We start from the raw sequence: 26,352 nt of genomic DNA on the forward strand, positions 1-26,352 counted from the left end.
CCCGCAGCTTTCACTACGGGGCATTTTTTACAACGTTGAAGCTTTCAAGCGAAGGGGGTAATTAAACGCCCGATGCCTTGGCTGCTGCTACGTCTTTGATGGACAGCTTGATACGGCCGCGGTTGTCCACGTCCAGTACCAGTACTTCCACTTCCTGGCCTTCTTTCAGGATATCGGTCACTTTTTCAACGCGAGCGTCGCTCAGCATCGAGATGTGAACCAGACCGTCCTTGCCTGGCAGGATGTTGACGAATGCGCCGAAGTCGACGATGCGCTCAACCTTACCCACGTAGATCTTGCCGATTTCAGCTTCTGCGGTGATGCCCAGAACGCGCTGACGTGCAGCTTCAGCAGCTTCCTTGGTTTCGCCGAAGATCTTGATCGAGCCGTCGTCTTCGATGTCGATCGAAGCCTTGGTCTCTTCACAGATCGCACGAATGGTCGCGCCGCCTTTACCGATAACATCACGGATTTTGTCGGTGTCGATTTTCATCGCGATCATGGTCGGAGCATTTTCCGACAGTTCGGTACGGGACTGACCAATGATCTGGTTCATCTGGCCGAGGATGTTCAGGCGCGCTTCCAGGGCTTGGCCCAGAGCGATTTCCATGATTTCTTCGGTGATGCCTTTGATCTTGATGTCCATCTGCAGCGCGGTAACACCTTTGGCGGTACCGGCTACTTTGAAGTCCATGTCGCCGAGGTGGTCTTCGTCACCCAGGATGTCGGTCAGGATGGCGAACTTCTCGCCTTCTTTAACCAGACCCATGGCGATACCGGCAACCGGTGCCTTCATCGGAACGCCGGCATCCATCAGGGCCAGGGAAGCGCCGCAGACCGAAGCCATGGAGCTCGAACCGTTGGACTCGGTGATTTCCGACACAACACGAATGGTGTACGGGAACACGTCGGCAGCAGGCAGCATGGCGGCAATCGAACGACGGGCCAGACGGCCGTGACCGATTTCGCGACGACCAGCGCCACCCATGCGACCACACTCACCTACCGAGAACGGAGGGAAGTTGTAGTGCAGCATGAACGGGTCTTTTTTCTCGCCTTCCAGGGTGTCCAGCAGCTGCGCGTCACGGGCAGTACCCAGCGTTGCAACGACCAGGGCCTGGGTTTCGCCACGGGTGAACAGCGCCGAACCGTGGGTCTTTGGCAGAACGCCGACTTCGATGTTCAGAGGACGTACGGTCTTGGTGTCGCGACCATCGATACGTGGCTTGCCGTTTACGATGTTTTCGCGAACGGTGCGGTATTCGATTTCGCCGAAAGCGGCTTTGACTTCGCTGGAAGAAGGCTGGCCTTCTTCACCGGACAGCTTGGCAACAACCTGGTCCTTCAGCTCACCCAGGCGAGCGTAACGGTCGGCCTTGATGGTGATGGTATAAGCCTGGGAGATCGCGTCGCCGAACTCGGCACGGATAGCGCCCAGCAGAGCAGTGGCTTCAGGCTGTGGAGCCCAGGTCCAGGTTGGCTTGGCAGCTTCGGCAGCCAGTTCTTTAACAGCGTTGATCACAACCTGGAACTCGTCGTGAGCAAACAGTACCGCGCCCAGCATCTGGTCTTCGGTCAGCTCTTTGGCTTCCGATTCAACCATCAACACGGCTTCCGACGTACCGGCAACGACCATGTCCAGGCTCGAAGCTTTCTGTTGTTCGTAAGTCGGGTTCAGCAGGTAGCCGGTGCTTTCGTGGAACGCAACGCGGGCAGCGCCGATCGGGCCATCGAAAGGAATACCGGAGATGGCCAGTGCAGCCGAGGTACCGATCATCGCAGCGATGTCCGGATCGGTTTTCTTGCTGGTGGAAACGACGGTGCAGACAACCTGCACTTCGTTCATGAAGCCTTCTGGGAACAGCGGACGGATCGGACGGTCGATCAGTCGGGAAGTCAGGGTTTCTTTCTCGGAAGGGCGGCCTTCACGCTTGAAGAAACCGCCAGGGATCTTACCGGCAGCGTAAGTTTTTTCCTGGTAGTGAACGGACAGAGGGAAGAAGCCCTTGCCTGGATCGGCTTGCTTGGCGCCGACTACAGTTACCAACACGCTGACGTCGTCGTCAACGGTGACCAATACTGCGCCGGAGGCCTGACGGGCGATACGGCCAGTCTCGAGAGTAACGGTCGACTGACCGAACTGGAATTTTTTGATTACCGGGTTCACGGTGTCCTACCTTCTTTTGTGGCTCTTGGGGAACTTGTCTTCTTGCGAAATTCTTGGGCAATGTCGGGAATCGGCCCAACGCCTGTCCAGGGTAAAACTGTGTATCCAGATAAAACTTGAGGCTGGGAGCCTGCCATGCGCCAGCGGGAATCCCACTGACGTACGACAGACAACCAACCTCTAGCGCAATCGCTTATTAGCGACGCAGACCCAGGCGACCGATCAGAGCCTGATAACGACCCAGATCCTTGCCTTTCAGGTAGTCCAGCAGCTTACGACGCTGGTTTACCATGCGGATCAGACCACGACGGGAGTGGTGATCTTTACCGTTGGCCTTGAAGTGACCTTGCAGCTTGTTGATGTTGTGGGTCAGCAGTGCAACTTGCACTTCTGGCGAACCAGTGTCACCAACAGCTTGCTGGTAGTCAGCTACGATTTGAGCTTTTTCTTGAACGTCGAGAGCCATGAGGCAATCCTTTTATCAGGAAACTGTTTCAAAGAAACAGCTTCAACAGGCCAGGGACAAATCCCTGTATCTAAAAATGAGTAGTGACCGTGCCTGTTAACAGCCACCCTCGTCCGGTCATTCTGACCGAATCAGTCGACGCGGCGCGATGCGCCCATCTTCGCTCACTTCACCGATTCCGATGAAGCGACCGTTGTGATCCTGTACCCGTACCATGCCGAACTTCGGTGCATCCGGGGCGCGTACTGGCTGGCCGTTAAGCCAGTAGAACGAGCTGTGCTCCGAGAACTGCAACAGCGGCCAATCCAGCAGACCGCTGTCCGATGGCATGAGGAAGCGATCTACCGCTTCGTTGCCGCCTTCGGCGTGTACGGCTTCCAGCTCTTCAAGCGTAACCGTCTGCGCCAGCGTGAACGGCCCGGCCTGGGTACGTCGCAATTCTGCAACGTAAGCGCCACAACCGAGTTGCTCACCGATATCCTCCACCAGGGTGCGGATATAGGTGCCTTTGCTGCAATCCACTGCCAGCCGCGCAGTATCACCGTCGAAGGCCAGCAATTCCAAGCGCGCAATAGTAACAGAACGCGGTTCGCGCTCCACTACTTCGCCTGCACGAGCCAGCTTGTACAGCGGCTGGCCATCACGCTTGAGTGCCGAGTACATCGGCGGTATCTGACTGATTTGCCCACGAAAATTCGGCAGTGCCGCTTCGACATCGGCGCGACCAACGGTCACCGGGCGCTCCTGCAAAACCTCACCTTCGGCATCCGCCGTCGTGGTGGTTTTGCCCAACTGCGCCAGGGTTTCATAGGCCTTGTCGGAATCAAGCAGGTACTGCGAAAACTTCGTCGCCTCACCGAAGCACAACGGCAACACGCCAGTGGCCAGCGGATCGAGGCTGCCGGTATGACCGGCCTTCTCGGCGTTCAGCAACCAGCGAACCTTCTGCAACGCCGCGTTGGAAGTGAAGCCCAACGGCTTGTCGAGCAGGATGATGCCGCTGACGTTACGACGGATACGTTTGACCTGAGCCACCGATTACTCCTTGGCGTCTTCGGGTTCAGCCGCTTCCGGGCGCTGACTGTCTTCAGCCACCGCACGCTCGATCAAGGCCGACAGATGCGCGCCACGCACGACGCTTTCGTCGTAGTGGAAGTGCAACTGCGGAACACTGCGCAGCTTCATTTCACGCGCTAGCTGCATACGCAGGAAGCCGGCAGCGGAGTTGAGCACCTTGATGCTCTGTGCGATGTCTTCGGCGTTGTCCTGGCCCATCACGGTGATGAAGATCTTGGCGTGACCGACGTCACGGCTGACTTCAACAGCGGTAATAGTCACCAGGCCTACGCGTGGGTCTTTGACTTCACGACGGATCAGCTGTGCCAGCTCACGCTGCATCTGATCGCCGATACGTTGGGTACGGCTGTATTCTTTTGCCATGTCTTGTTACCTGTTACTGCCCCACGGTGAAACCCGTGTGGTCTGAAAGCGGCAAACGCCCGGCCTGACAGAAGCCAGACCGGGCGTTGCGTTTAGAGTCCTGACGCCTGACCGCGCATCTGCATGCGGCGGCTCGGCGTGGCCCTTGAAGTGCGCGAGTTAGAGGCTGCGAGCAACCTGAACCTTCTCGAAGACTTCGATCTTGTCACCGACTTTGACGTCGTTGTAGCTCTTCACGCCGATACCGCATTCCATGCCGGCACGTACTTCGGAAGCGTCATCCTTGAAGCGGCGCAGGGATTCCAGCTCGCCTTCGAAGATAACGATGTCTTCACGCAGTACACGGATTGGACGGTTACGGTGAACAACACCTTCGAGAACCATGCAACCGGCGATCGCGCCAAACTTCGGCGAGCGGAACACGTCACGGACTTCAGCGATACCCAGGATGTTCTCGCGAACATCACTGCCCAGCATACCGGTGAGGGCTTTCTTGACGTCTTCGATGATGTCGTAGATCACGTTGTAGTAACGCATATCCAGACCTTCCTGCTCGACGATCTTGCGAGCGCCAGCATCGGCACGCACGTTGAAGCCGAACAGTACAGCGTTGGAGGCCAGTGCCAGGTTGGCGTCGGACTCGGTGATACCACCGACACCGCCACCGACAACACGCACTTGCACTTCGTCGTTACCCAGGCCGTTCAAGGCACCGTTCAACGCTTCCAGCGAACCACGGACGTCGGATTTGAGGACGATGTTGAGCGTCTTCTTCTCTGCCTGACCCATGTTTTCGAAGATGTTTTCCAGCTTGCCGGCGTGAGCGCGAGCCAACTTGACTTCGCGGAACTTGCCTTGACGGAACAGAGCCACTTCACGGGCTTTCTTCTCGTCGGACAACACGCTCATCTCGTCGCCAGCGTCCGGGGTACCGTCCAGGCCGAGGATCTCGACAGGGATGGACGGACCGGCTTCCTTGATTGGCTTGCCGTTCTCGTCGAGCATGGCACGTACACGGCCATAGTTCGAACCGACCAGCACCATGTCGCCTTGGCGCAGGGTACCGTCTTGAACTAGAACGGTTGCAACCGGGCCGCGACCTTTGTCGAGACGCGATTCAACCACAACACCGCGACCTGGGGCCGATGGGGTTGCTTTCAATTCGAGAACTTCAGCTTGCAGCAAGACAGCTTCGAGCAACTCGTCCACGCCAGTACCGACTTTCGCCGAAACCGATACGAACGGGGTGTCGCCGCCCCACTCTTCCGAGGTCACGCCGTGAACCGACAGTTCGCTGCGGATGCGATCGAGATCGGCGCCCGGCTTGTCGATCTTGTTCACTGCAACAACCAGCGGAACACCAGCGGCCTTGGCGTGCTGGACAGCTTCAATGGTCTGCGGCATCACGCCGTCGTCCGCTGCAACTACCAGAATCACGATGTCAGTCGCCTTGGCACCACGGGCACGCATTGCGGTAAACGCGGCGTGACCTGGGGTATCGAGGAACGTGACCATGCCGCGTTCGGTTTCAACGTGGTATGCACCAATGTGCTGAGTGATACCACCGGCTTCGCCAGCAGCTACCTTGGCACGACGGATGTAGTCGAGCAGCGACGTCTTACCGTGGTCGACGTGGCCCATTACGGTCACGACTGGTGCACGGGAGAACGTCTCACCTTCAAACTTCAGGGACTCGGCCAAGGAATCTTCCAGGGCGGTGTCGCTGACCAGGGTCACTTTGTGGCCCAGTTCTTCGGCTACCAGCTGAGCAGTTTCCTGATCAAGCACCTGGTTGATGGTCGCTGGAGTTCCCAGTTTGAACATGAACTTGATGATTTCAGCAGCCTTGACCGACATCTGATTGGCGAGATCGCCAACAGTGATGGTCTCGCCGATCTGCACATCACGCACGACAGGGCCGGTTGGGCTCTGGAAACCGTGAGCGTTGCGTTTCTTCAGCTTGGCCTTGCCGCGACCACCACGACGGAAGCTATCGCTTTCTTCGTCGGTAGTACGTGGCGCAACACGTGGAGCAGGCGCTTTCTCTTTGACCGAAGCACGATGTGGAGCGTTTTTGCGCTCGCCATCGCCACTGCCACGACGATTGTTATCGTCGGCGCGTGGTTTGTCCGGACGGCGCTGTTCGTTCTGCTTGTTGCGAACGTCAGCAGACGGTGCTGGAGCAGCAGCCACAACCGGCGCGCTTTCACGCACTGGCTCGACTGCCGCAGCAGGCGCTGCGACAGCGTCGTTAGCAGTGGCTTGCGTACCAGCAGGCTGGCGACGCGCTTCTTCTTCGGCGCGACGCTTGGCTTCTTCTTCAGCCTTCTGACGTGCAGCATTTTCTACTGCGCGACGTTCATCCAGTTCGCGTTTGCGCTCGGCTTCGATTTCTTCCGGGCTGCGCTGTACGAAGACTTTCTTCTTGCGTACTTCAACGCTGATGCTTTTGCTGCCAGCAACACGCAGGGTGCTGGTGGTTTTACGCTGCAGCGTGATCTTGCGTGGTTCTTCCACTTTCGCCTTGTGGCTGCTTTTCAAGTGAGTCAGCAAAGATTGCTTCTCACTGTCAGTCACATGTTCTTCGGCGGCGGTGTGCGGCAGACCTGCCTCACGCATCTGCTGCAACAGGCGCTCTACCGGTGTTTTGACCTCATCGGCCAGTTGTTTCACCGTGACTTGCGTCATGCACTTCTCTCCTCAGGCCGCGCCTAATTACTCGAACCAATGGGCTCGGGCGGCCATGATCAACTTGCCGGCACGATCATCGTCAATGCCGTCGATGTCGAGCAGGTCGTCAATAGACTGCTCGGCCAGGTCTTCGCGGGTAATTACGCCGCGCACCGCCAGTTCCATCGCCAAATCCTTGTCCATACCCTCAAGCGAGAGCAGGTCTTCGGCCGGATGGGCGTCTGCCAGCTTTTCCTCAGTAGCGATGGCTTTGGTCAACAAACGATCCTTGGCACGAGCGCGAAGCTCGTTGACGGTTTCTTCGTCAAAGCCGTCGATGTTGAGCATTTCTTCCAACGGTACGTAGGCAATCTCTTCCAGGCTGGTGAAGCCTTCATCTACCAGAACCTGCGCCAGGTCTTCGTCGACTTCCAGCTCGTCGATGAAGTTGCGCAGGATGTCGCCGGTTTCTGCTTGCTGCTTAGCCTGGATGTCCGATTCGGTCATCACGTTCAGGGTCCAGCCAGTCAACTGGCTAGCCAGACGCACGTTCTGACCACCGCGACCGATGGCCTGAGCCAGATTGTCTGCGCCAACGGCGATGTCCATTGCATGGGCATCCTCGTCAACGATAATTGCCGCCACTTCAGCCGGCGACATTGCATTGATTACGAACTGAGCCGGGTTGTCATCCCACAGGACGATATCCACACGCTCACCGCCCAACTCGCCCGACACTGCCTGGACGCGCGAACCGCGCATACCGATGCAAGCGCCCTGCGGGTCAATGCGTTTGTCCTTGGAACGGACTGCGATCTTGGCGCGCGAACCCGGGTCACGGGACGCAGCCATTACTTCGATCAGGCCTTCTGCGATTTCCGGCACTTCGATGCGGAACAACTCGATCAGCATTTCCGGCGCGGTACGCGACAGGATCAGCTGCGGGCCGCGGTTCTCGGTGCGGATTTCCTTCAGCAGTGCACGCAGGCGCACACCAACCCGGAAAGTCTCGCGGGAGATGATGTCTTCACGAGCCAGCAGCGCCTCAGCGTTGTTGCCCAGGTCGACGATCACGTTGTCGCGGGTGACTTTCTTCACGGTGCCGGAGATGATTTCTCCCAGGCGCTCGCGGTAGGCATCAACGACTTGAGCGCGCTCGGCTTCGCGAACTTTCTGCACGATGACTTGCTTCGCAGTCTGTGCAGCAATGCGGCCGAACTCGATGGATTCAATCTTTTCTTCGACTACGTCACCGACCTGAGCACCAGGATGCGTTTCTGCAACCTTGCTCGGCCAGGTTTCGATCGCCGGATCGTCCAGGTCGTCTTCTTCGACGACCGTCCAGCGACGGAATGTCTCGTAAGCGCCCGTGTGGCGATTGATTTCCACACGCAGATCGACTTCGTCCTCGAAACGCTTTTTGGTAGCAGTGGCCAGAGCCAGCTCCAGCGCTTCAAAAATTACGTTTGCCGGTACGCCCTTTTCATTGGATACCGACTCAACAACCAGCAGTACTTCTTTGCTCATCGTACGCCTCGCCTTTCGCAAGCCATTGGATCCGCGGGATCCGCGTCTCAGTCAAAACTGGGAATAATGTTGGCCTTGTCGATCATATCGATCGGCAACAGGAACTCATGGTCTTCAACCTGCACCACGACGTCCTGCTCTTCTACACCGCGCAGAAGGCCCTGAAAGTTGCGTCGACCTTCAAAAGGCGAGCGCAGCTTGATCTTCACTTGTTCACCGGCAAATTTTGCAAACTGCTCAATAGTGAACAGCGGGCGTTCCATGCCAGGCGAGGAAACTTCTAGGGTGTACTCCACAGCGATCGGATCTTCAACATCCAGGACACCGCTGATCTGACGGCTGACAATGGCACAATCGTCCACCAGCACACCGCCCTCTTTATCGATATAAACGCGCAACATTGAGTGGCGACCTTGAGCCGAAAACTCAATACCCCAGCATTCATAGCCTAGGGCCACGACCACCGGGGCCAGCAAGGCCTGCAACTCTTCTAGCTTGCTCGACACCTGAACCCCCTCGTGCATGTATGTGCATGCTATGCAAAATAAAAAAATGGGCGAAACGCCCACCCTTGAAACGCCGTCGAACAGCGGCGTTATAAAGTGTCCAGCTAACAAAAAGCCCCTGAAAAGGGGCTCCTTAAACTGGTTGCGGGGGCCGGATTTGAACCGACGACCTTCGGGTTATGAGCCCGACGAGCTACCAGACTGCTCCACCCCGCGACAAAGCTGGGGCGGAAGTATACGACCGATCCCTGACAGGGTCAATGTAACCTTCCACCTACAAGAAAGCCCGCAACAGCGGGCTCTCCTGATAATTGGTACCGAGAAGGGGACTCGAACCCCTACACCCTATGGGCACAACCACCTCAAGGTTGCGTGTCTACCAATTCCACCACCTCGGCAATACTACGTGTGAAACCCTTCTTACTTTTGCTCTTGAGCTGGAGGCACGTCAGTCGCTGGAGTAGCCGACTTTTGCTCTTGAAGCACCGGTACATCATCAGAAGCCGGTTGTTGCTTTGGAACTTCCAACACTGCTGGATTTGGCAAACCTACTTGAGTCAGCTGATGAGCTTTCTCTTTAGCAAAGTAACCTAACCCCAAGCTGGTTATGAAGAAACCTGCGGCAAGTATAGCAGTAAACTTACTAAGAAAGGTAGAGGAACCTTGGCTTCCGAACACAGTATTTGAAGCACCTGCACCGAAAGACGCACCAGCATCCGCACCTTTACCCTGCTGCAGCAAAACCAGAGCAACTACGCCCAATGCACCCAGCAGATGAAAAACGACTACGACTGTTTCCAGCATTTTTTCAGTTTCCCGCGGCGCGACAAATCGCACCGAACTCATCTGCATTCAGGGAAGCCCCACCAATGAGCCCCCCATCGATATCCGGCATGCCGAACAGTTCGACCGCATTGGCCGCCTTCACGCTGCCGCCGTATAGAAGCCGCACACCTTGTGCGACCTCAGAATTCTTTGCCGCCAACTGAGCGCGAATGGCTGCATGCACATCCTGCGCTTGTTGCGGCGAAGCAGTCAGCCCGGTACCAATGGCCCAGACCGGCTCGTAAGCAATTACTGCTTTTGCAAATACCTCGACACCCAACTCGTCAATGATGCTGTCCAGCTGACGCCCGACAACATCAAGAGTTTTGCCGGCTTCGCGCTGCTCGAGAGTTTCCCCTACGCACAACACCGGAATCAAGCCGGAAGCCTGTGCCGCCGCAAACTTGCGGATCAGCATTCCGTCCTGCTCACCCATTATCTGGCGGCGCTCGGAATGCCCAACAAGGACCAGGGAACAACCTGCATCCACAAACTGACTCGGTGCAACTTCACCGGTCAACGCACCTTGCATGGATTCCACCGCAGAGTTCTGCGCGCCGATCATGACCGGCCGACCTTTCAAACCATCAACCACTTGGTTGATATGCAAGCAAGGCGGGAAAACCGCAACATCAACATCGCTCGGCAAGGCCAGATTACGTAGGCCGTTGATCAGCTCAGCGACGCTGGCGCGGGTACCGTGCATCTTCCAGTTACCAGCTACCAAAGGGCGACGCATGCTGTACCTCGTCGGTCAAAGTGGGCGCAGATGTTACCCAAGACAATCATGGCTGGCAAGCCGAAATCAGGCAGAAACTTCAGTTACCAGTTTTGCCAGTTCTTCGGCGTAGCCACGAACCTGTGTTTCGTCCTCACCTTCGACCATGACGCGCACCAAAGGCTCAGTACCAGACTTGCGCAACAGCACCCGCCCACGACCTGCCATTGCCTGGGTGACAGCCTCACTGGCCTCTTTAACTGATGGATGCTCAAGTGGATTCGCACCGCCGCCAAAACGCACGTTGATCAGCACCTGAGGGCACTTACGCAATGCCTGACGAGCTTGAGCCAGACCTTCCGAGCGTCTCTTCAGCGCCATCAGAACCTGCAATGCGGCAATAATCGCATCACCGGTAGTAGTGTGACTGAAGCAGACGATATGCCCCGAATTCTCACCACCCACCAGCCAATTACGCTCCAACAGATCTGCGATGACGTAGCGATCACCGACATTGGCGCGAACAAAGGGAATGGACAAATCAGCCAAGGCCAACTCCAGGCCCAGGTTACTCATCAATGTTCCAACTACGCCGCCCTGCAACTTGCCGCGCTCATGCAAATCGCGAGCGATGATGTACAACAATTCATCACCGTCGACAATTGCACCTGTGTGATCGACCATCAGAACTCGATCACCATCACCATCAAAGGCAATACCCAGGTCGGCATGCTCGGCCAATACAGCAGCCTGAAGCTGGCCCATATGGGTCGAACCGCAATTGTCATTGATGTTCAGGCCGTTCGGCTGAGCAGAAAGGACGACAACTTCAGCCCCAAGCTCGCGGAAAACGCTGGGGGCCACCTTGTAGGTCGCACCGTGAGCGCAATCAATCACGATCTTCAAGCCAGCAAAGCTGGTGCCAGTCGGAACACTGCTCTTGCAGAACTCGATGTAGCGACCCGACGCATCGTTGATCCGCGACACCTTGCCAATCTTGCTCGACTCAACCACGGTCATCGGAGTGTCCAGCAGCTCTTCGATCATCAGCTCGACTTCGTCCGGCAGCTTGGTGCCTTTCCCCGAGAAAAACTTGATGCCGTTGTCATCGTGGGGATTATGCGAAGCACTGATCACGATACCCGCTTCAGCATGAAATGTACGTGTCAGGTAAGCGATGGCTGGAGTTGGCATCGGGCCAAGCAGCATCACATCAGCACCTGCGGACGTTAAACCGGCCTCGAGAGCAGACTCGAACATATAACCGGAGATCCGCGTGTCCTTGCCAACGAGCACCTTGCAGGCGCCCATTTTGCGAAACGCCATGCCCGCGGCCCAACCGAGCTTGAGCATGAAGTCAGGAGTGATCGGGTATTCACCGACCCGACCGCGAATGCCGTCGGTGCCAAAATATTTCTTAGTCATAAGTGCTCCATCATTCTTATTCGGCTGATTCCACTGCGGCGATCATCCGCACTACATCAACTGTTTCAGCTACGTCATGGACGCGCAATATACGCGCCCCCTTGGTCGAAGCCAGCGCCGCGAGAGCAAGACCGCCAAACAGGCGCTCCCCGACCGGACGATTCAGCGCCTGACCAATCATGCTTTTGCGCGAAACCCCGACCAGCAGGGGCCGCCCCAAGGCATGCAGAGCTTCCATGTGCTTAAACAAGCTTAGATTGTGCTGCAGGGTTTTGGCGAAGCCGAATCCCGGGTCGAGAATGATCCGTTCGGACGGAATTCCAGCCCGCGCACACTGAACCATTCGCTCAGCCAGAAACGCTCCCACCTCCTGGGTTACGTTCTGATACTGCGGATCATCCTGCATGTCACCAGGCTCCCCGAGCATATGCATCAGACAGACCGGAAGACCGGTGTCCGCAGCCGCATCAAGAGCCCCATCCCGTCGCAATGAACGCACATCGTTGATCAACCCCGCCCCAAGTCGCGCTGTTTCGCGCATGACCGCAGGCGTGGAAGTATCAACCGAGATGATCACATCCAGCTCGCGATGTATTCGCTCGACGACAGATGCCACGCGCTCAAGCTCTTCGAGTGGCGACACCGCTCTGGCACCTGGCCGCGTAGACTCGCCACCCACATCGATCAGTGTTGCACCCGCGACCACCATCGCCTCAGCGTGGCGCAAGGCCGCATCCAGCTGGCTATATTGGCCGCCGTCAGAAAAGGAGTCAGGAGTCACGTTGAGAATACCCATGACATGCGTCTGGGCCAAATCAAGAACCCGGTTGCCGCAAGGCAACCGGGTTGAGGACTGAACAAAAGTCATTTCAAACCTTAAACGTCAGCAGCAGGACCGCCGATCGGTGTTTCAGGACGCTCACCCTGCACTACCGGAGGTGTTCCGGAAGTCCCGGTGCCACCAGACCAGTCGCGAGGTTCGCGAGGCGTACGACCCGCCATGATGTCATCGATCTGTTCAGCATCGATCGTCTCGTACTTCATCAGTGCATCAGCCATCGCATCAAGCTTGTCACGGTTATCCGTGAGGATCTGCTTGGCGGTGCCGTAGCACTGGTCAATGATGCTACGCACTTCGGAGTCGATCAGTTTGGCAGTCTCACCGGAGAAGCTTGCACTCTGACCGCCACCGCCACGACCGAGGAATACTTCACCCTCGTCTTCGGCATACATCAACGGACCCAGCTTTTCGGACAGACCCCACTTGGTCACCATATTCCGTGCAATCTGGCTGGCACGCATGATGTCATTGGAGGCACCGGTGGTAACACCGTCGAACCCAAGTGTCATCTCTTCGGCAATACGACCGCCGTACAGCGAACAGATCTGGCTGATCAATGCTCGTTTGGACAGACTGTAACGATCTTCTTCGGGCAGAAACATGGTCACACCCAACGCACGACCGCGCGGAATGATCGACACCTTGTAAACCGGGTCGTGCTCAGGCACGACGCGACCAACGATGGCGTGGCCCGCTTCGTGATAAGCGGTGTTCTGCTTCTCTTTCTCGGACATGACCATGGATTTGCGCTCAGCGCCCATCATGATCTTGTCTTTAGCCAGCTCGAACTCTTTCATCTCAACGACGCGCTTGCCAGTACGAGCAGCAAACAACGACGCTTCGTTTACCAGGTTGGCCAGATCAGCACCGGAGAAACCAGGAGTACCACGAGCGATAACCGCTGGAGCGACGTCGTCACCCATTGGCACTTTACGCATGTGGACTTTGAGAATTTGCTCACGACCGCGGATATCCGGCAAACCGACCACGACCTGACGGTCGAAACGGCCCGGACGCAGCAGCGCAGGGTCCAGAACGTCAGGACGGTTGGTTGCGGCGATGACGATAATACCGTCATTCATTTCAAAGCCGTCCATCTCTACCAGCAACTGGTTGAGAGTCTGCTCACGCTCATCATGACCGCCGCCCATGCCAGCGCCACGATGGCGACCAACGGCGTCGATTTCATCGATGAAGATGATGCAAGGAGCGTGCTTCTTGGCTTGTTCGAACATGTCACGGACACGGCTTGCGCCTACACCGACGAACATTTCGACGAAATCGGACCCGGAAATGGTGAAGAACGGCACTTTGGCCTCACCGGCAATCGCTTTGGCCAGCAAGGTTTTACCAGTACCAGGAGGACCCACCATCAGCACACCGCGAGGAATGCGACCGCCTAAACGCTGGAACTTGCCCGGGTCACGGAGGAACTCGACCAGCTCGCCGACTTCTTCCTTGGCTTCGTCGCAACCGGCAACGTCAGCCAAAGTGGTTTTCACCTGATCTTCGGAGAGCAGGCGCGCCTTGCTCTTGCCGAAGCTCATCGGACCGCCCTTGCCTCCCGCACCACCCTGCATCTGGCGCATGAAGAACATGAACACGGCGATGATCACCAGGATCGGGAAGCTCGCCACCAGGAGCTGAGTCCAGATGCTTTGCTGCTCAGGCTGCTTGCCTTCAACGACCACATGGTTGTCCACGAGGTCGCCAATCAGACCGTTGTCCTGAATTGCAGGACGAATGGTCTTGAAGCTGTCGCCATCACTGCGCTTACCGGTAATGACGTAGCCGTCAACCGCTACGCGCTCGACCTTGCCATCCTTGACCTGCTGGATGAAGTCGGAATAGTTGAGGGTCTGCGGCTCGTTAGGGCTGGAGAAGTTGTTCATCACTGTCACCAGGACAGCCGCGATGATCAACCACAGGATCAGATTCTTTGCCATATCGTTCAATTAACTACCCTCTGAAGCAAGCTCCGCTAATGGCGCGCGCTTCGCATGATATTCACCGGCCTAACTTACTACATTACCTACGGCTCTGGCAGGCGCCGTCTGTAACCCTTTGTGAAACACTTTCTACACAATATTCGCTAATGCTCACGGGGCGAAATACGAAAATCCTATCGACCCGCTAAAAAACTGCGATTTACTCACTACGGCCGCGGTAGCCCCAAGCCAGCATGTATTGCTCACGGGAGCTGCCGCGGGAAGAGTCCGGCTTGATCATCTGGACCTTGTCGAATTTCTGACGAGCGTCCTTCACGTAAGCATCAAACCCTTCGCCCTGGAACACCTTGATCACGAAATTACCACCCGGCTTGAGAATCCGAGCTGCCAAATCAAGAGCCAGCTCACATAGAAACATGGCCTTTGGCATGTCCACCTCAGGCGTACCACTCATATTGGGGGCCATATCGGAAATCACAAGGTCCACCTGCGAATTACCCACGGCTTCAAGGATCTGAGCGAGCACGTCGTCCCGGGTGAAGTCACCCTGGATGAAAGTCACATCCGGAATGCTGTCCATTTCCAGGATGTCCGAGGCTATCAGACGCCCCTGACCACCGATCAGCCGACTAGTGACCTGCGACCAGCCGCCGGGCGCCGCTCCCAGGTCGACAACGCTCATACCTGGACGGATCAGTTTGTATTTCTCCTGAACCTCCAGAAGCTTGTAACTCGCACGCGAACGGTAACCATCTTTCTGCGCCTGCTTCACATAGGGATCATTAACATGTCTTTGCAGCCACTTAAGGCTTGTCTTGGAACGGGCCACGGGCCACCTCGAAAATAAAACGGGTCGTGATTAACTGGGCGGTCCCGGACTCGCTCGGGTAAACTGGCCGCCGCTTTTTACAAGATCAGACGCAGGGGTCAGATTATGCCGCTCACTCAAGAGCAGAAGAAACAGTACAAATCCATTGGCCACCATCTGAAACCGGTTTTGATCGTGGCTGACAACGGTTTGACTGAAGGTGTGTTAGCCGAACTTGAACGCGCTTTGGCGGATCACGAGCTGATCAAAATCAAGCTCAACATCCTCGATCGCGAATCGCGCCTGGCGACCATTGCAGAACTCTGCAAGGTCGGCAAAGCCGATTTGGTTCAGGTCATCGGCAAGATGGCACTGATTTACCGCAAGAACTTCAGCGTCAACAAGCAGCTGTCGAACGTTCATCGCTTCAAGTGATGGCAAGGGTCAGGGGTGTGCTTCGCGCACCCTGCCACTCCATCCCGGCACCGGCTGTAAAACCAGCACAAGCCCGGAAAAACCTAGCACCAGATAGCTGAAAACCTGCCAACGCACGGCATCCGGCCATCCGAAGCGTACCGCGAAAAACATCCCGCACGCGTAGAACGCTATCATCAGCAGTTGCCCGCGAATATCGCGCCATAGACTGGCAAGGCCCTCGGCCTGAACCAGCACCAAAGCCTGAAAAATCACACAAGCTGTGGCAAAAGCGACCAACAGCCCGTTCAACACGCCTGCAATTTCATCAATCAACAGCGGTGCCAAGCCAATTTGCCCCAGCACCGGCAGCAGGCCGATATGCAACAGCCACAGGCCGCCAACCCAAAGCATCTGGGTCAGCTGCCAAAGAACAGCGCCCGCACGTAGCGGGCGCCTTCTTTTAGATGTGGCGTACTTCGACAATCTCGTACTCGATAACGCCACCGGGCGTTTTTACCGCAACCACATCACCCTCTTCCTTGGCGATCAAGGCTCGGGCCAGCGGCGAACCCACCGAAATCTTGCCCAGCTTGAAGTCAGCCTCGTCTTCACCAACGATGTGGTAAGTGACGCTTTCATCAGTCTCGACGTTGGCAATCTCAACGGTGGTGCCGAAAATCACTTTGCCGGTGTGAGGAATAGTCGTGACATCGATGATGACCTGATTCTGAATCCGGCCTTCAATGTCCCGGATCCGCGCCTCGACCATCCCCTGCTGCTCGCGAGCAGCGTGGTATTCGGCGTTTTCCTTCAAGTCACCCAGCTCGCGGGCCGTACCGATGTCCTGGCTGAGCTTCGGACGGACGACCTTGGTCAGGTGAGCGTGTTCTTCTTCCAGGGCTTTGGCGCCCTGGACAGTCATTGGGTATTTGATCATGCCTTCAATCCTGCGTGTAGATCCTGCAAGCGACGCACGGTCTTCTCGGGACCGAACTTGAGCGCTTCGCAGATGGCTTCGCCAGCAGCAATGGTGGTTGTGCAGTAGATCTTGTGCTGCAAGGCATTACGACGAATGGAGTACGAATCAGCAATCGACTGACGACCTTCAGTCGTGTTGATGATCAGCGTAACTTCGTCATTCTTGATCATGTCGACCACGTGAGGACGACCTTCGGTCACCTTGTTCACACGACGCACTTTCAGACCTGCGGCTTCGATCAGCTTGGCAGTGCCGGCGGTGGCAACCACTTCGAAGCCCAAGTTGATCAGATCACGGGCTACGCCTGCAACCAACGGCTTATCGTCGTCACGCACGCTGATGAACGCAGTACCGCCGGTCGGCAGCACTTCGCTGGCACCCATCTGGGCCTTGGCGAATGCTTCGCCGAAGGTGTCGCCGACACCCATCACCTCACCAGTGGACTTCATCTCTGGGCCCAGGATCGGGTCCACACCAGGGAATTTGGCAAACGGGAACACTGCCTCTTTCACACTGTAGAAATTCGGGATGATTTCCTTGGTGAAACCGATTTCCTTCAGGGTCTTACCGGCCATCACACGGGCTGCGATCATGGCCAGGGAAACACCGATGCACTTGGACACGAACGGTACGGTGCGGGAAGCGCGCGGGTTGACTTCGATGACATAGATGTCTTCGCCCTGCAGCGCCAGCTGAACGTTCATCAGGCCGACAACGCCCAGTTCCAGAGCCATTTTCTTGACCTGTTCGCGCATCTCGTCCTGGATATGGCCAGGCAGCGAGTAAGGCGGCAGGGAGCACGCGGAGTCACCGGAGTGAACGCCGGCCTGCTCGATGTGCTGCATGATCGCGCCGATCACCACATCGGTGCCGTCGCAAACTGCATCGACGTCCATCTCGATGGCGCAGTTCAGGAAGTGGTCCAGCAGCACCGGGCTGTCGTTGGACACTTTCACCGCGTCACGCAGGTAGCGCTTGAGCTCTTCTTCTTCGTACACGATTTCCATCGCGCGGCCGCCCAGTACATAGGACGGACGAACCACCAACGGATACCCGATCTTGCTGGCAGCACGAATCGCTTCGTCTTCGCTGCGCACGGTAGCGTTCGGTGGCTGACGCAGGTTCAGGCGTTCAACCATCTGCTGGAAGCGCTCGCGGTCTTCTGCACGGTCGATAGCGTCAGGGCTGGTACCGATGATCGGCACGCCGGCCTCTTCCAGGGCACGCGCCAGTTTCAGCGGGGTTTGGCCGCCGTACTGAACGATCACGCCTTTTGGCTTCTCGACGCGAACGATTTCCAGCACGTCTTCCAGGGTGACTGGTTCGAAGTACAAGCGATCAGAGGTGTCGTAGTCAGTGGAGACGGTTTCCGGGTTGCAGTTGACCATGATGGTCTCGTAACCGTCGGCGCGCAGGGCCAGTGCCGCGTGTACGCAGCAGTAGTCGAACTCGATGCCTTGGCCGATGCGGTTAGGACCGCCACCCAGGATCATGATCTTGTCACGGCCCGTTGGTGCGGCCTCGCACTCTTCCTCGTAAGTCGAGTACATGTAAGCAGTGTCAGTGGCGAACTCGGCCGCGCAGGTGTCAACGCGCTTGTAGACCGGGAAAATTTCCAGCTTGTGACGGTGGCGACGCAGGTTTTTCTCGGTTACACCCAGCAGCTTGGCCAGACGCATGTCCGAGAAGCCTTTGCGCTTGAGGCGGAACATCAAGTCGCGGTCGATGCTGGCCAGACCCAGGGTCTTGACCTTCTCTTCTTCCTTGATCAGATCTTCGATCTGCACCAGGAACCACGGATCGATCATGTTCATGCCGAAGATATCTTCGACCGACAGGCCCGCGCGGAAGGCGTCAGCCACGTACCAGATACGCTCGGCACCCGGCACGGTCAGTTCGCGTTTAAGGATGCTCATGCTTTCCGGGTTGCTCAGGTCGAGCTTCTCGTCCAGGCCGCAGACACCCACTTCCAGACCGCGAAGGGCTTTTTGCAGGGATTCCTGGAAAGTCCGGCCGATGGCCATGACTTCACCCACCGACTTCATTTGAGTGGTCAGGCGCGCGTCGGCTTTCGGGAATTTCTCAAAGGCGAAGCGTGGCAGCTTGGTCACGACGTAGTCGATGGACGGCTCGAAGGACGCTGGAGTAGCGCCGCCGGTGATTTCGTTCTGCAACTCGTCCAGGGTGTAGCCGATCGCGAGCTTGGCCGCGATTCGCGCAATCGGGAAACCGGTGGCTTTCGAGGCCAACGCCGAAGAGCGGGATACACGCGGGTTCATCTCGATGACAACCATACGGCCAGTGTCCGGGCAAATGCCGAACTGGACGTTGGAGCCGCCGGTTTCCACGCCGATTTCACGCAGTACCGCCAACGAGGCGTTACGCATGATCTGGTATTCCTTGTCCGTCAGCGTCTGTGCTGGCGCAACGGTGATCGAGTCACCGGTGTGGACGCCCATCGGGTCAAAGTTTTCGATGGAGCAGACGATGATGCAGTTGTCTTTCTTATCGCGGACAACCTCCATCTCGTACTCTTTCCAGCCGATCAGGGATTCGTCGATCAGCAACTCTTTAGTCGGCGACAGATCCAGACCACGGGCGCAGATTTCTTCGAACTCTTCACGGTTGTAAGCGATGCCGCCACCCGTGCCGCCCATGGTGAAGGACGGACGAATGATGCACGGGAAGCCAAGCTTCTCGAGAACCGCATTGGCCTCTTCCATGCTGTGGGCGATACCGGAACGCGGGCAGTCCAGGCCAATGGATTTCATTGCCTTGTCGAAGCGCGAACGGTCTTCTGCCTTGTCGATGGTGTCAGCATTGGCGCCGATCATCTCTACGCCGAACTTCTCCAGAACGCCTTCGCGCTCCAGATCCAGTGCGCAGTTCAGAGCGGTCTGGCCACCCATGGTCGGCAGCAGCGCGTCCGGGCGCTCTTTCTCGATGATCTTGGCAACGGTCTGCCACTTGATCGGCTCGATGTACGTGGCGTCGGCCATGTCCGGGTCGGTCATGATGGTTGCCGGGTTGGAGTTCACCAGGATGACGCGGTAACCCTCCTCGCGCAGGGCTTTGCAGGCCTGGGCGCCGGAGTAGTCGAATTCACAGGCCTGGCCGATAACGATCGGGCCAGCGCCGAGAATCAGGATGCTTTTTATGTCTGTACGTTTTGGCATGGGTTTGTCACTCAAATCCGCAGGTCAGTCGGCAAGCCGTCTTGTTCAATCTGTGAAACTTGAGGGGGCCGCCGATCTCGGGACCACCCTCAAGCTTTGCTGCATCAGGGCTGGCGATTAGCGTCGCTTGGCCATTTCGTTGATGAAGCGATCAAACAGAGGCGCTACGTCGTTCGGGCCAGGGCTGGCTTCAGGGTGACCCTGGAAGCTGAAGGCGCTCTTGTCGGTGCGCTCGATCCCTTGCAGGGTGCCGTCGAACAGCGACTTGTGAATCGCACGTACGTTGGCGGGCAGGGTTGCTTCGTCTACCGCAAAACCGTGGTTCTGGCTGGTAATCATCACCACACCTGTGTCCATATCCTGGACCGGGTGGTTGGCACCGTGGTGACCATGACCCATTTTCAGGGTCTTGGCGCCGGAGGCCAGGGCCAGCAGTTGGTGACCGAGGCAGATACCGAACACCGGAATCTCGGTTTCCAGCACGTCCTTGATCGCCTGGATCGCGTAGTCGCAAGGCTCCGGGTCACCAGGGCCGTTGGACAGGAACACGCCGTCCGGCTTCATCGCCAGTACGTCAGCAGCAGGCGTCTGTGCCGGCACTACGGTGACGCGGCAACCGCGCTCGACCAGCATGCGCAGGATGTTCAGCTTGACGCCGTAGTCGTAGGCAACCACGTGGTACGGCAGCTCGGAGGCATCGATGGTCGCGTGGCTGTCGGTTTTCAGGTCCCAGACAGTCGAACGCCACTCGTACTTCTCTTTGGTGCTGACGACTTTTGCCAGGTCCATGCCTTTCAGGCCAGGGAAACCCTGGGCAGCGGCGATGGCGGCTTCTTCGGAGATGTTGTCACCGGCCATGATGCAGCCGTTCTGTGCGCCTTTCTCACGCAGGATGCGGGTCAGGCGGCGAGTGTCGATACCGGCGATAGCCACAACATTGTTGGCTTTCAGGTAATCGGACAGGGACATCGTGTTACGCCAGTTGCTCGCAACCAGCGGCAGGTCACGGATAACCAGGCCAGCGGACCATACGCGGTCGGACTCGGCGTCTTCCGGCGTGGTGCCGGTGTTGCCGATATGCGGGTAAGTCAGGGTAACGATTTGTTGGGCGTAGGAAGGATCGGTAAGGATTTCCTGATAGCCGGTCATTGCGGTGTTAAACACCACCTCACCAACGGTTTGACCGTCGGCTCCAATGGCTTCGCCGCGAAAAATGCTGCCATCAGCAAGGGCGAGTATGGCTGGCTTAGTCAAGAAGACCTCCCGTAAATAAAGCCTGAAAGGGCGATCGCAGGTGTAAAAAAGCGGAGTGACGTATGGACACGTCACTCCGCTCATTCACTGAATTATTCTGCGCGCTTTTAGTGAACACACTAAAGCTGTAGCTTACAGAAAAAGGCAATTTTGGTCTACCGCCAATGAGCCCGAAAGGCTGGAGAATGCGACAGGTCGTCGCTTGGCGGAGTAAAACCGGGCTCAAACACGATGTTTGAACCCGATTCCGGATGCATATTAACGCAGGTCGAGCACGTCTTGCATGTCGTAGAGGCCTGGCTCGCGACCATCGAGCCACAATGCGGCACGAACAGCACCCTTGGCGAAGGTCATCCGGCTGGAAGCCTTGTGAGTGATCTCGACACGCTCGCCATCGGCGGCGAACAGCACGGTGTGATCACCAACGATGTCACCCGCACGTACAGTTGCGAAACCGATCGTTTCGCGCTCGCGGGCACCGGTCTGGCCTTCTCGACCATAGACCGCCACCTTCTTCAGGTCACGCCCCAGCGCATCGGCGATGACTTCACCCATGCGTACAGCGGTACCTGAAGGCGCATCGACTTTATGGCGATGGTGAGCTTCGGTGATTTCGATGTCGACATCATCACCCAACACACGAGCAGCAGTATCGAGCAACTTCAAGCACAGATTGACGCCGACACTGAAGTTGGCCGCGAAGACGATCGGGATGTCCTTGCCCGCCTCAGCCAGCAACTGCTTCTCTTCAACGCTGAAACCGGTGGTACCGATAATCATCGCTTTACCGTGCTTGCGGCAGAACGCGAGGTTTTTCAGGGTGACTGTCGGGTGTGTGAAATCGATCAGCACGTCGAACTCGTCGACGACTCGAGCCAGATCACCGGACAGCGGTACGCCAATACGACCCAGCGCCGCCAGCTCACCGGCATCCGCACCGACCAAGGTGCTGTCAGGACGATCGACAGCCGCCGTCAAACCCGCGCCCGGCGCCTGCTGAACAGCTTCGATCAAGGTTTTACCCATGCGCCCCGCGGCGCCCATCACTGCAATACGTCGCATGCCTGTCTCCTTACAAATCGCCGAAGAAGCGCTTCACGCCTTCGAACCAACCGGTGGTTTTCGGCGAGTGACTATTGTCGTCCTCCAGCGAGCTGCGGAACTCTTCCAGCAATTCACGCTGACGACGACCCAGGTTGACCGGAGTCTCCACCGCTACACGGCACATCAGATCACCTGCACCACCGCCACGCACCGGCGCGACGCCTTTGCCACGAACACGGAACTGCTTGCCGGTCTGGGTTCCTTCCGGGATTTTCAGTTTGACCCGACCATCCAGGGTTGGAATCTCCAGCTCGCCGCCCAGCGCGGCATCAACGAAGCTGATTGGCACTTCGCAAAACAAATGCTTGCCGTCACGCTGGAAGATCGCGTGCTCGCGCACGTTGATCACCACATACAGGTCGCCCGTCGGGCCGCCCTGAGCACCCGCCTCGCCTTCACCGGACAGACGAATGCGATCGCCGGTATCAACGCCGGCCGGGACTTTGACGGAGAGGGTTTTGTACTCTTCGACACGACCTTCGCCGTGGCAGGAATCGCACGGATCGGAAATGATCTTGCCCTGACCATGACAGCGCGGGCAGGTCTGCTGCACAGAGAAGAAACCCTGCTGCATACGAACCTGACCGATACCGCCACACGTCGGGCACGTGACTGGCGAGGAGCCTTTCTTGGCACCCGAGCCGTCACACGGTTTGCAATTAACCAATGTCGGAACGCGGATATTCACCGTCGTACCGCGCACCGCCTCTTCCAGGTTCAGCTCCAGCGTGTACCGCAGGTCACTGCCACGCTGAGCGCCGCCACGGGAACCGCCGCGACCGCCACCGAAGAAATCACTGAAGACATCACCAAAGATGTCGGAGAAATTCTGCCCACCAAACCCGGCACCACCGCCACCCATACTCGGGTCGACACCGGCATGACCGTACTGATCGTAGGCCGCACGCTTACCGGAATCGGACAGTACTTCGTAGGCTTCGTTGGCCTCTTTGAACAGCTCTTCCGATGCTTTGTCATCGGGATTACGGTCTGGGTGGTGCTTCATTGCCAGGCGGCGGTAGGCCTTCTTCAGGTCTGCTTCGCTTGAGCCACGCTCAACACCCAATACTTCGTAATAGTCACGCTTTGCCATAAGTCTTTGCACTCTTAAGGACGTTCGACAAAGCTCTCCTGAACCTCGCCAAACTCGTTGAGCCCCAATACAGGCCCGGACCCAACTCACGTCAATTCAACGATCCTGGTCTTTGATTCATTGCGGTACTTTCAGCTCGAAAAGCAGGAGCATCTTCGGCCATACCACCAGCGCGCGAGCGTTGTCGCATGCTGTAAAAATTCGTGTACTCCAGACACGCCAACGCGGGAGCAGGCTCCCGCGCGGCGACATCCTACCAGTCACCGCCTTAAGGCAGTCAACCGGGCGACCAACAACTTACTTCTGGTCTTTGACTTCTTCGAACTCGGCATCGACAACGTCATCAGCCTTCTCAGCCGACTCGCCTTGCGGTGCAGCGCCTTCAGCAGGCTGAGCCTGTTCGGCGTACATCTTCTGCGCCACTGGAGCGGAGACTTTCGACAGTTCTTCAACCTTGGCTTCGATGGCAGCCTTGTCGTCGCCTTTAACGGCGGCTTCCAGGGCAACCACTGCCGCTTCGATTGCAGTCTTCTCTTCAGCGCTCACTTTATCGCCAGCGTCTGCGACCATTTTGCGAGTCGAGTGAACCAGTGCGTCGCCCTGGTTACGGGCAGCTGCGAGTTCTTCGAACTTGCGGTCTTCGTCAGCGTTGGTTTCAGCATCACGAATCATCTGCTGAATTTCTTCCTCGGACAGACCCGAGTTAGCCTTGATGACGATCGACTGAGTCTTGCCAGTGGCCTTGTCTTTGGCGCCTACGTGCAGAATGCCGTTGGCGTCGATGTCGAAGGTCACTTCGATTTGTGGCACGCCACGTGGTGCTGGTGGAATCTCGGCCAGGTCGAACTTGCCCAAGGACTTGTTCTGAGCTGCTTGCTTACGTTCACCTTGCAGCACGTGAATGGTCACAGCGCCCTGGTTGTCGTCGGCAGTCGAGAACACTTGCGATTTCTTGGTAGGAATCGTGGTGTTTTTCTCGATCAGCGCAGTCATCACGCCGCCCATGGTTTCGATACCCAGAGTCAGCGGGCTGACGTCGAGCAACAGAACGTCTTTAACATCACCGGCCAATACTGCGCCCTGGATTGCAGCACCCATGGCAACGGCTTCGTCCGGGTTCACATCTTTACGAGCTTCTTTACCGAAGAACTCGGTTACCAGCTTCTGAACCAGTGGCATACGGGTCTGACCGCCTACCAGGATCACGTCGTTGATAGCGCCAACGTCGATGCCGGAGTCTTTCAGAGCAATGCGGCAAGGCTCGATAGTGCGTTGAACCAGGTCTTCTACCAGCGCTTCCAGCTTGGCGCGGGAGATTTTCACGTTCAAGTGCTTAGGACCGGTAGCGTCTGCAGTGATGTACGGCAGGTTAACGTCGGTCGACAGAGCAGAAGACAGCTCGATCTTGGCTTTTTCAGCGGCTTCTTTCAGGCGCTGCATGGCCAGCGGATCACCTTTAAGGTTCATGCCGCTTTCTTTCTTGAATTCGTCGACGAGGTAGTCGATCAGACGAATGTCAAAGTCTTCACCGCCCAGGAACGTGTCACCGTTGGTGGCCAAAACTTCGAACTGGTGCTCGCCATCCACTTCAGCGATTTCGATCACGGAAACGTCGAACGTACCGCCACCCAGGTCGTAAACGATCACGGTGTGATCGCCTTTCGCCTTGTCCATACCGTAAGCCAAAGCGGCTGCGGTTGGTTCGTTGATGATGCGTTTAACGTCCAGACCCGCGATACGGCCGGCGTCTTTGGTCGCCTGACGCTGGCTGTCGTTGAAGTAGGCCGGAACGGTGATCACCGCTTCAGTCACTGGCTCGCCGAGGTAGTCTTCGGCGGTCTTCTTCATTTTCTTCAGAATTTCAGCCGAGATTTGTGGCGGCGACATTTTCTGGCCGTTCACTTCAACCCAAGCATCGCCATTGTCAGCCTTGGCGATTTTGTAAGGGACCATCTTGATGTCTTTCTGTACGACTTCTTCGTCGAACTTGCGACCGATCAGACGCTTCACCGCATACAGGGTGTTGTGCGGATTGGTCACTGCCTGACGCTTGGCGGACTGGCCAACCAGGATCTCGCCATCGTTGGCGTAAGCGATGATCGACGGCGTGGTACGCGCGCCTTCAGCATTTTCAATAACTTTGGCTACGCCGTTTTCAAGCACGGAGACGCAGGAGTTGGTAGTCCCCAGGTCGATACCGATAATTTTGCCCATGTTCACTCTCCCGAAACTTTGGATTTGGTTGCCGCAGCAGTGATGGCTAACTGCGGTAGTACTTAAACGCTTGACTTCTAAATGGGGGCCTTGCGGCTAATTTCAAGCCTGCTCGTCAATCGAAGGCGCAACTGGTGATGGAGCCTTGCTGACCACGACCATGGCCGGGCGCAACAGGCGGCCATTAAGCTGGTAGCCCTTCTGGAATACCTTGAGGACGCTGTTCGGCTCGACATCAGCGCTTTCCTGCATGGCCATCGCCTGGTGATGAACGGCGTTGAACGGTTCGCCATGCGGGTCGATCGCTTCCAGCTGATAACGCTTGAGGGTGTCCTGGAACATCTTCAGGGTCAGCTCAATGCCTTCACGCATTGGACGAATGCTTTCGTCATCCGGGCTGGACAACTCCAGGCCGCGCTCCAGGCTGTCGATAATCGGCAGCAGGTCAGCGGCGAATTTTTCCAGCGCAAATTTGTGAGCTTTCTCTACGTCCTGCTCGGCGCGACGGCGGACGTTCTGCAGATCGGCGGCAACACGCAAAGCCTGATCCTGCGCGCCTGCCAGCTGCTCTTCGAGCACTTGTACACGTGCCGCCAGGTCTTCACCCGAAGCCTCGGGGCCCTTATTGGCGTCTAGATTTTGCGTATCCACTGTCTGTTCGTCAGCCATAGATTTCTCCTTTCAATATCGTCCGCGAGCTCAACTCGCGCTTCTGCCCAGCTATATGGGGCCGCAAAATTAAGCTTCAAGGGGTCGAGTCGTATTAACCCTAC

Annotated in this window: 22 protein-coding genes and 2 tRNA genes; 1 reads left to right on the forward strand and 23 read right to left on the reverse strand. The window is 57.1% G+C overall.

Annotation, left to right across the window (positions count from 1 at the left end; all coding sequences use genetic code 11):
• Window positions 1-61 precede the first annotated feature (61 nt).
• From pnp to rlmE, 15 genes are all read right to left on the reverse strand, one after another.
• Entirely contained in the window at window positions 62-2,167 is a 2,106-nt protein-coding gene (gene pnp, locus AC3ZVB_RS11930) for a polyribonucleotide nucleotidyltransferase (protein ID WP_007942868.1), read from the reverse strand.
• 196 nt (window positions 2,168-2,363) lie between these two features.
• The gene (gene rpsO, locus AC3ZVB_RS11935) at window positions 2,364-2,633 is read right to left on the reverse strand and encodes a 30S ribosomal protein S15 (RefSeq protein ID WP_003176135.1); all 270 of its coding nucleotides are present in this window, start codon (window positions 2,631-2,633) and stop codon (window positions 2,364-2,366) included.
• A 117-nt stretch (window positions 2,634-2,750) separates the two neighbouring features.
• Complete coding sequence (truB, locus tag AC3ZVB_RS11940; protein WP_162437909.1) at window positions 2,751-3,668, reverse strand: tRNA pseudouridine(55) synthase TruB; 918 nt, start codon at window positions 3,666-3,668, stop codon at window positions 2,751-2,753.
• Window positions 3,669-3,671: 3 nt separating this feature from the next.
• On the reverse strand, window positions 3,672-4,073 hold the full coding sequence (gene rbfA, locus AC3ZVB_RS11945) for a 30S ribosome-binding factor RbfA (RefSeq protein ID WP_162437908.1): 402 nt from the start codon (window positions 4,071-4,073) through the stop codon (window positions 3,672-3,674).
• A 159-nt stretch (window positions 4,074-4,232) separates the two neighbouring features.
• Entirely contained in the window at window positions 4,233-6,761 is a 2,529-nt protein-coding gene (gene infB, locus AC3ZVB_RS11950) for a translation initiation factor IF-2 (RefSeq protein WP_162437907.1), read from the reverse strand.
• Between the two features lie 27 nt (window positions 6,762-6,788).
• Window positions 6,789-8,270 carry a transcription termination factor NusA gene (nusA, locus tag AC3ZVB_RS11955; RefSeq protein ID WP_162437906.1) on the reverse strand — a complete coding sequence of 494 codons (1,482 nt, stop codon included), beginning with the start codon at window positions 8,268-8,270 and terminating at the stop codon, window positions 6,789-6,791.
• Between the two features lie 47 nt (window positions 8,271-8,317).
• Window positions 8,318-8,776, reverse strand: coding sequence for a ribosome maturation factor RimP (gene rimP / locus AC3ZVB_RS11960; RefSeq protein WP_010463487.1), 459 nt, complete (start codon window positions 8,774-8,776; stop codon window positions 8,318-8,320).
• Between the two features lie 139 nt (window positions 8,777-8,915).
• Window positions 8,916-8,992 (reverse strand) — tRNA-Met (locus tag AC3ZVB_RS11965).
• Window positions 8,993-9,088: 96 nt separating this feature from the next.
• Window positions 9,089-9,174: transfer RNA gene (locus tag AC3ZVB_RS11970), tRNA-Leu, on the reverse strand.
• Between the two features lie 22 nt (window positions 9,175-9,196).
• On the reverse strand, window positions 9,197-9,580 hold the full coding sequence (secG, locus tag AC3ZVB_RS11975) for a preprotein translocase subunit SecG (RefSeq protein WP_017336473.1): 384 nt from the start codon (window positions 9,578-9,580) through the stop codon (window positions 9,197-9,199).
• 4 nt (window positions 9,581-9,584) lie between these two features.
• Window positions 9,585-10,340, reverse strand: coding sequence for a triose-phosphate isomerase (tpiA, locus tag AC3ZVB_RS11980; RefSeq protein ID WP_490146616.1), 756 nt, complete (start codon window positions 10,338-10,340; stop codon window positions 9,585-9,587).
• 66 nt (window positions 10,341-10,406) lie between these two features.
• Window positions 10,407-11,744, reverse strand: coding sequence for a phosphoglucosamine mutase (glmM, locus tag AC3ZVB_RS11985; protein ID WP_162437904.1), 1,338 nt, complete (start codon window positions 11,742-11,744; stop codon window positions 10,407-10,409).
• Window positions 11,745-11,760: 16 nt separating this feature from the next.
• Complete coding sequence (folP, locus tag AC3ZVB_RS11990; RefSeq protein WP_162437903.1) at window positions 11,761-12,612, reverse strand: dihydropteroate synthase; 852 nt, start codon at window positions 12,610-12,612, stop codon at window positions 11,761-11,763.
• An 8-nt stretch (window positions 12,613-12,620) separates the two neighbouring features.
• Window positions 12,621-14,531, reverse strand: a complete 1,911-nt coding sequence (gene ftsH / locus AC3ZVB_RS11995) for an ATP-dependent zinc metalloprotease FtsH (RefSeq protein WP_162437902.1) — start codon at window positions 14,529-14,531, stop codon at window positions 12,621-12,623.
• A 202-nt stretch (window positions 14,532-14,733) separates the two neighbouring features.
• Window positions 14,734-15,363: a 23S rRNA (uridine(2552)-2'-O)-methyltransferase RlmE gene (gene rlmE / locus AC3ZVB_RS12000; protein WP_020299918.1), complete on the reverse strand. Its 630-nt coding sequence runs from the start codon at window positions 15,361-15,363 to the stop codon at window positions 14,734-14,736.
• A gap of 105 nt (window positions 15,364-15,468) precedes the next feature.
• Here rlmE and AC3ZVB_RS12005 point away from each other — a divergent pair, with 105 nt between their 5' ends.
• On the forward strand, window positions 15,469-15,777 hold the full coding sequence (locus AC3ZVB_RS12005) for a YhbY family RNA-binding protein (RefSeq protein ID WP_162437901.1): 309 nt from the start codon (window positions 15,469-15,471) through the stop codon (window positions 15,775-15,777).
• A 9-nt stretch (window positions 15,778-15,786) separates the two neighbouring features.
• Here AC3ZVB_RS12005 and AC3ZVB_RS12010 read toward each other — a convergent pair whose 3' ends face one another.
• The 8 genes from AC3ZVB_RS12010 to grpE all read right to left on the reverse strand — a co-directional run bounded on the left by AC3ZVB_RS12010 (window position 15,787) and on the right by grpE (window position 26,248).
• Window positions 15,787-16,170 (reverse strand): MFS transporter, encoded by a 384-nt coding sequence (locus AC3ZVB_RS12010; RefSeq protein ID WP_162437921.1) that lies wholly within the window; start codon window positions 16,168-16,170, stop codon window positions 15,787-15,789.
• Between the two features lie 49 nt (window positions 16,171-16,219).
• The gene (gene greA / locus AC3ZVB_RS12015) at window positions 16,220-16,696 is read right to left on the reverse strand and encodes a transcription elongation factor GreA (RefSeq protein WP_010463507.1); all 477 of its coding nucleotides are present in this window, start codon (window positions 16,694-16,696) and stop codon (window positions 16,220-16,222) included.
• Window positions 16,693-19,914 carry a carbamoyl-phosphate synthase large subunit gene (carB, locus tag AC3ZVB_RS12020; protein WP_162437900.1) on the reverse strand — a complete coding sequence of 1,074 codons (3,222 nt, stop codon included), beginning with the start codon at window positions 19,912-19,914 and terminating at the stop codon, window positions 16,693-16,695. The genes greA and carB overlap by 4 nt, the downstream gene beginning before the upstream one ends.
• Window positions 19,915-20,031: 117 nt before the next feature.
• Window positions 20,032-21,168, reverse strand: a complete 1,137-nt coding sequence (gene carA, locus AC3ZVB_RS12025; protein WP_490146617.1) for a glutamine-hydrolyzing carbamoyl-phosphate synthase small subunit — start codon at window positions 21,166-21,168, stop codon at window positions 20,032-20,034.
• Between the two features lie 258 nt (window positions 21,169-21,426).
• Window positions 21,427-22,230 carry a 4-hydroxy-tetrahydrodipicolinate reductase gene (gene dapB, locus AC3ZVB_RS12030; protein ID WP_490146618.1) on the reverse strand — a complete coding sequence of 268 codons (804 nt, stop codon included), beginning with the start codon at window positions 22,228-22,230 and terminating at the stop codon, window positions 21,427-21,429.
• 10 nt (window positions 22,231-22,240) lie between these two features.
• On the reverse strand, window positions 22,241-23,365 hold the full coding sequence (dnaJ, locus tag AC3ZVB_RS12035; RefSeq protein WP_194691438.1) for a molecular chaperone DnaJ: 1,125 nt from the start codon (window positions 23,363-23,365) through the stop codon (window positions 22,241-22,243).
• Window positions 23,366-23,662: 297 nt separating this feature from the next.
• The gene (dnaK, locus tag AC3ZVB_RS12040) at window positions 23,663-25,579 is read right to left on the reverse strand and encodes a molecular chaperone DnaK (RefSeq protein ID WP_162437896.1); all 1,917 of its coding nucleotides are present in this window, start codon (window positions 25,577-25,579) and stop codon (window positions 23,663-23,665) included.
• A 102-nt stretch (window positions 25,580-25,681) separates the two neighbouring features.
• Window positions 25,682-26,248, reverse strand: a complete 567-nt coding sequence (gene grpE / locus AC3ZVB_RS12045; protein ID WP_162437895.1) for a nucleotide exchange factor GrpE — start codon at window positions 26,246-26,248, stop codon at window positions 25,682-25,684.
• Window positions 26,249-26,352: the final 104 nt, after the last annotated feature.

The sequence above is a fragment of the Pseudomonas sp. MDV22-iso1 genome, from assembly GCF_058145095.1.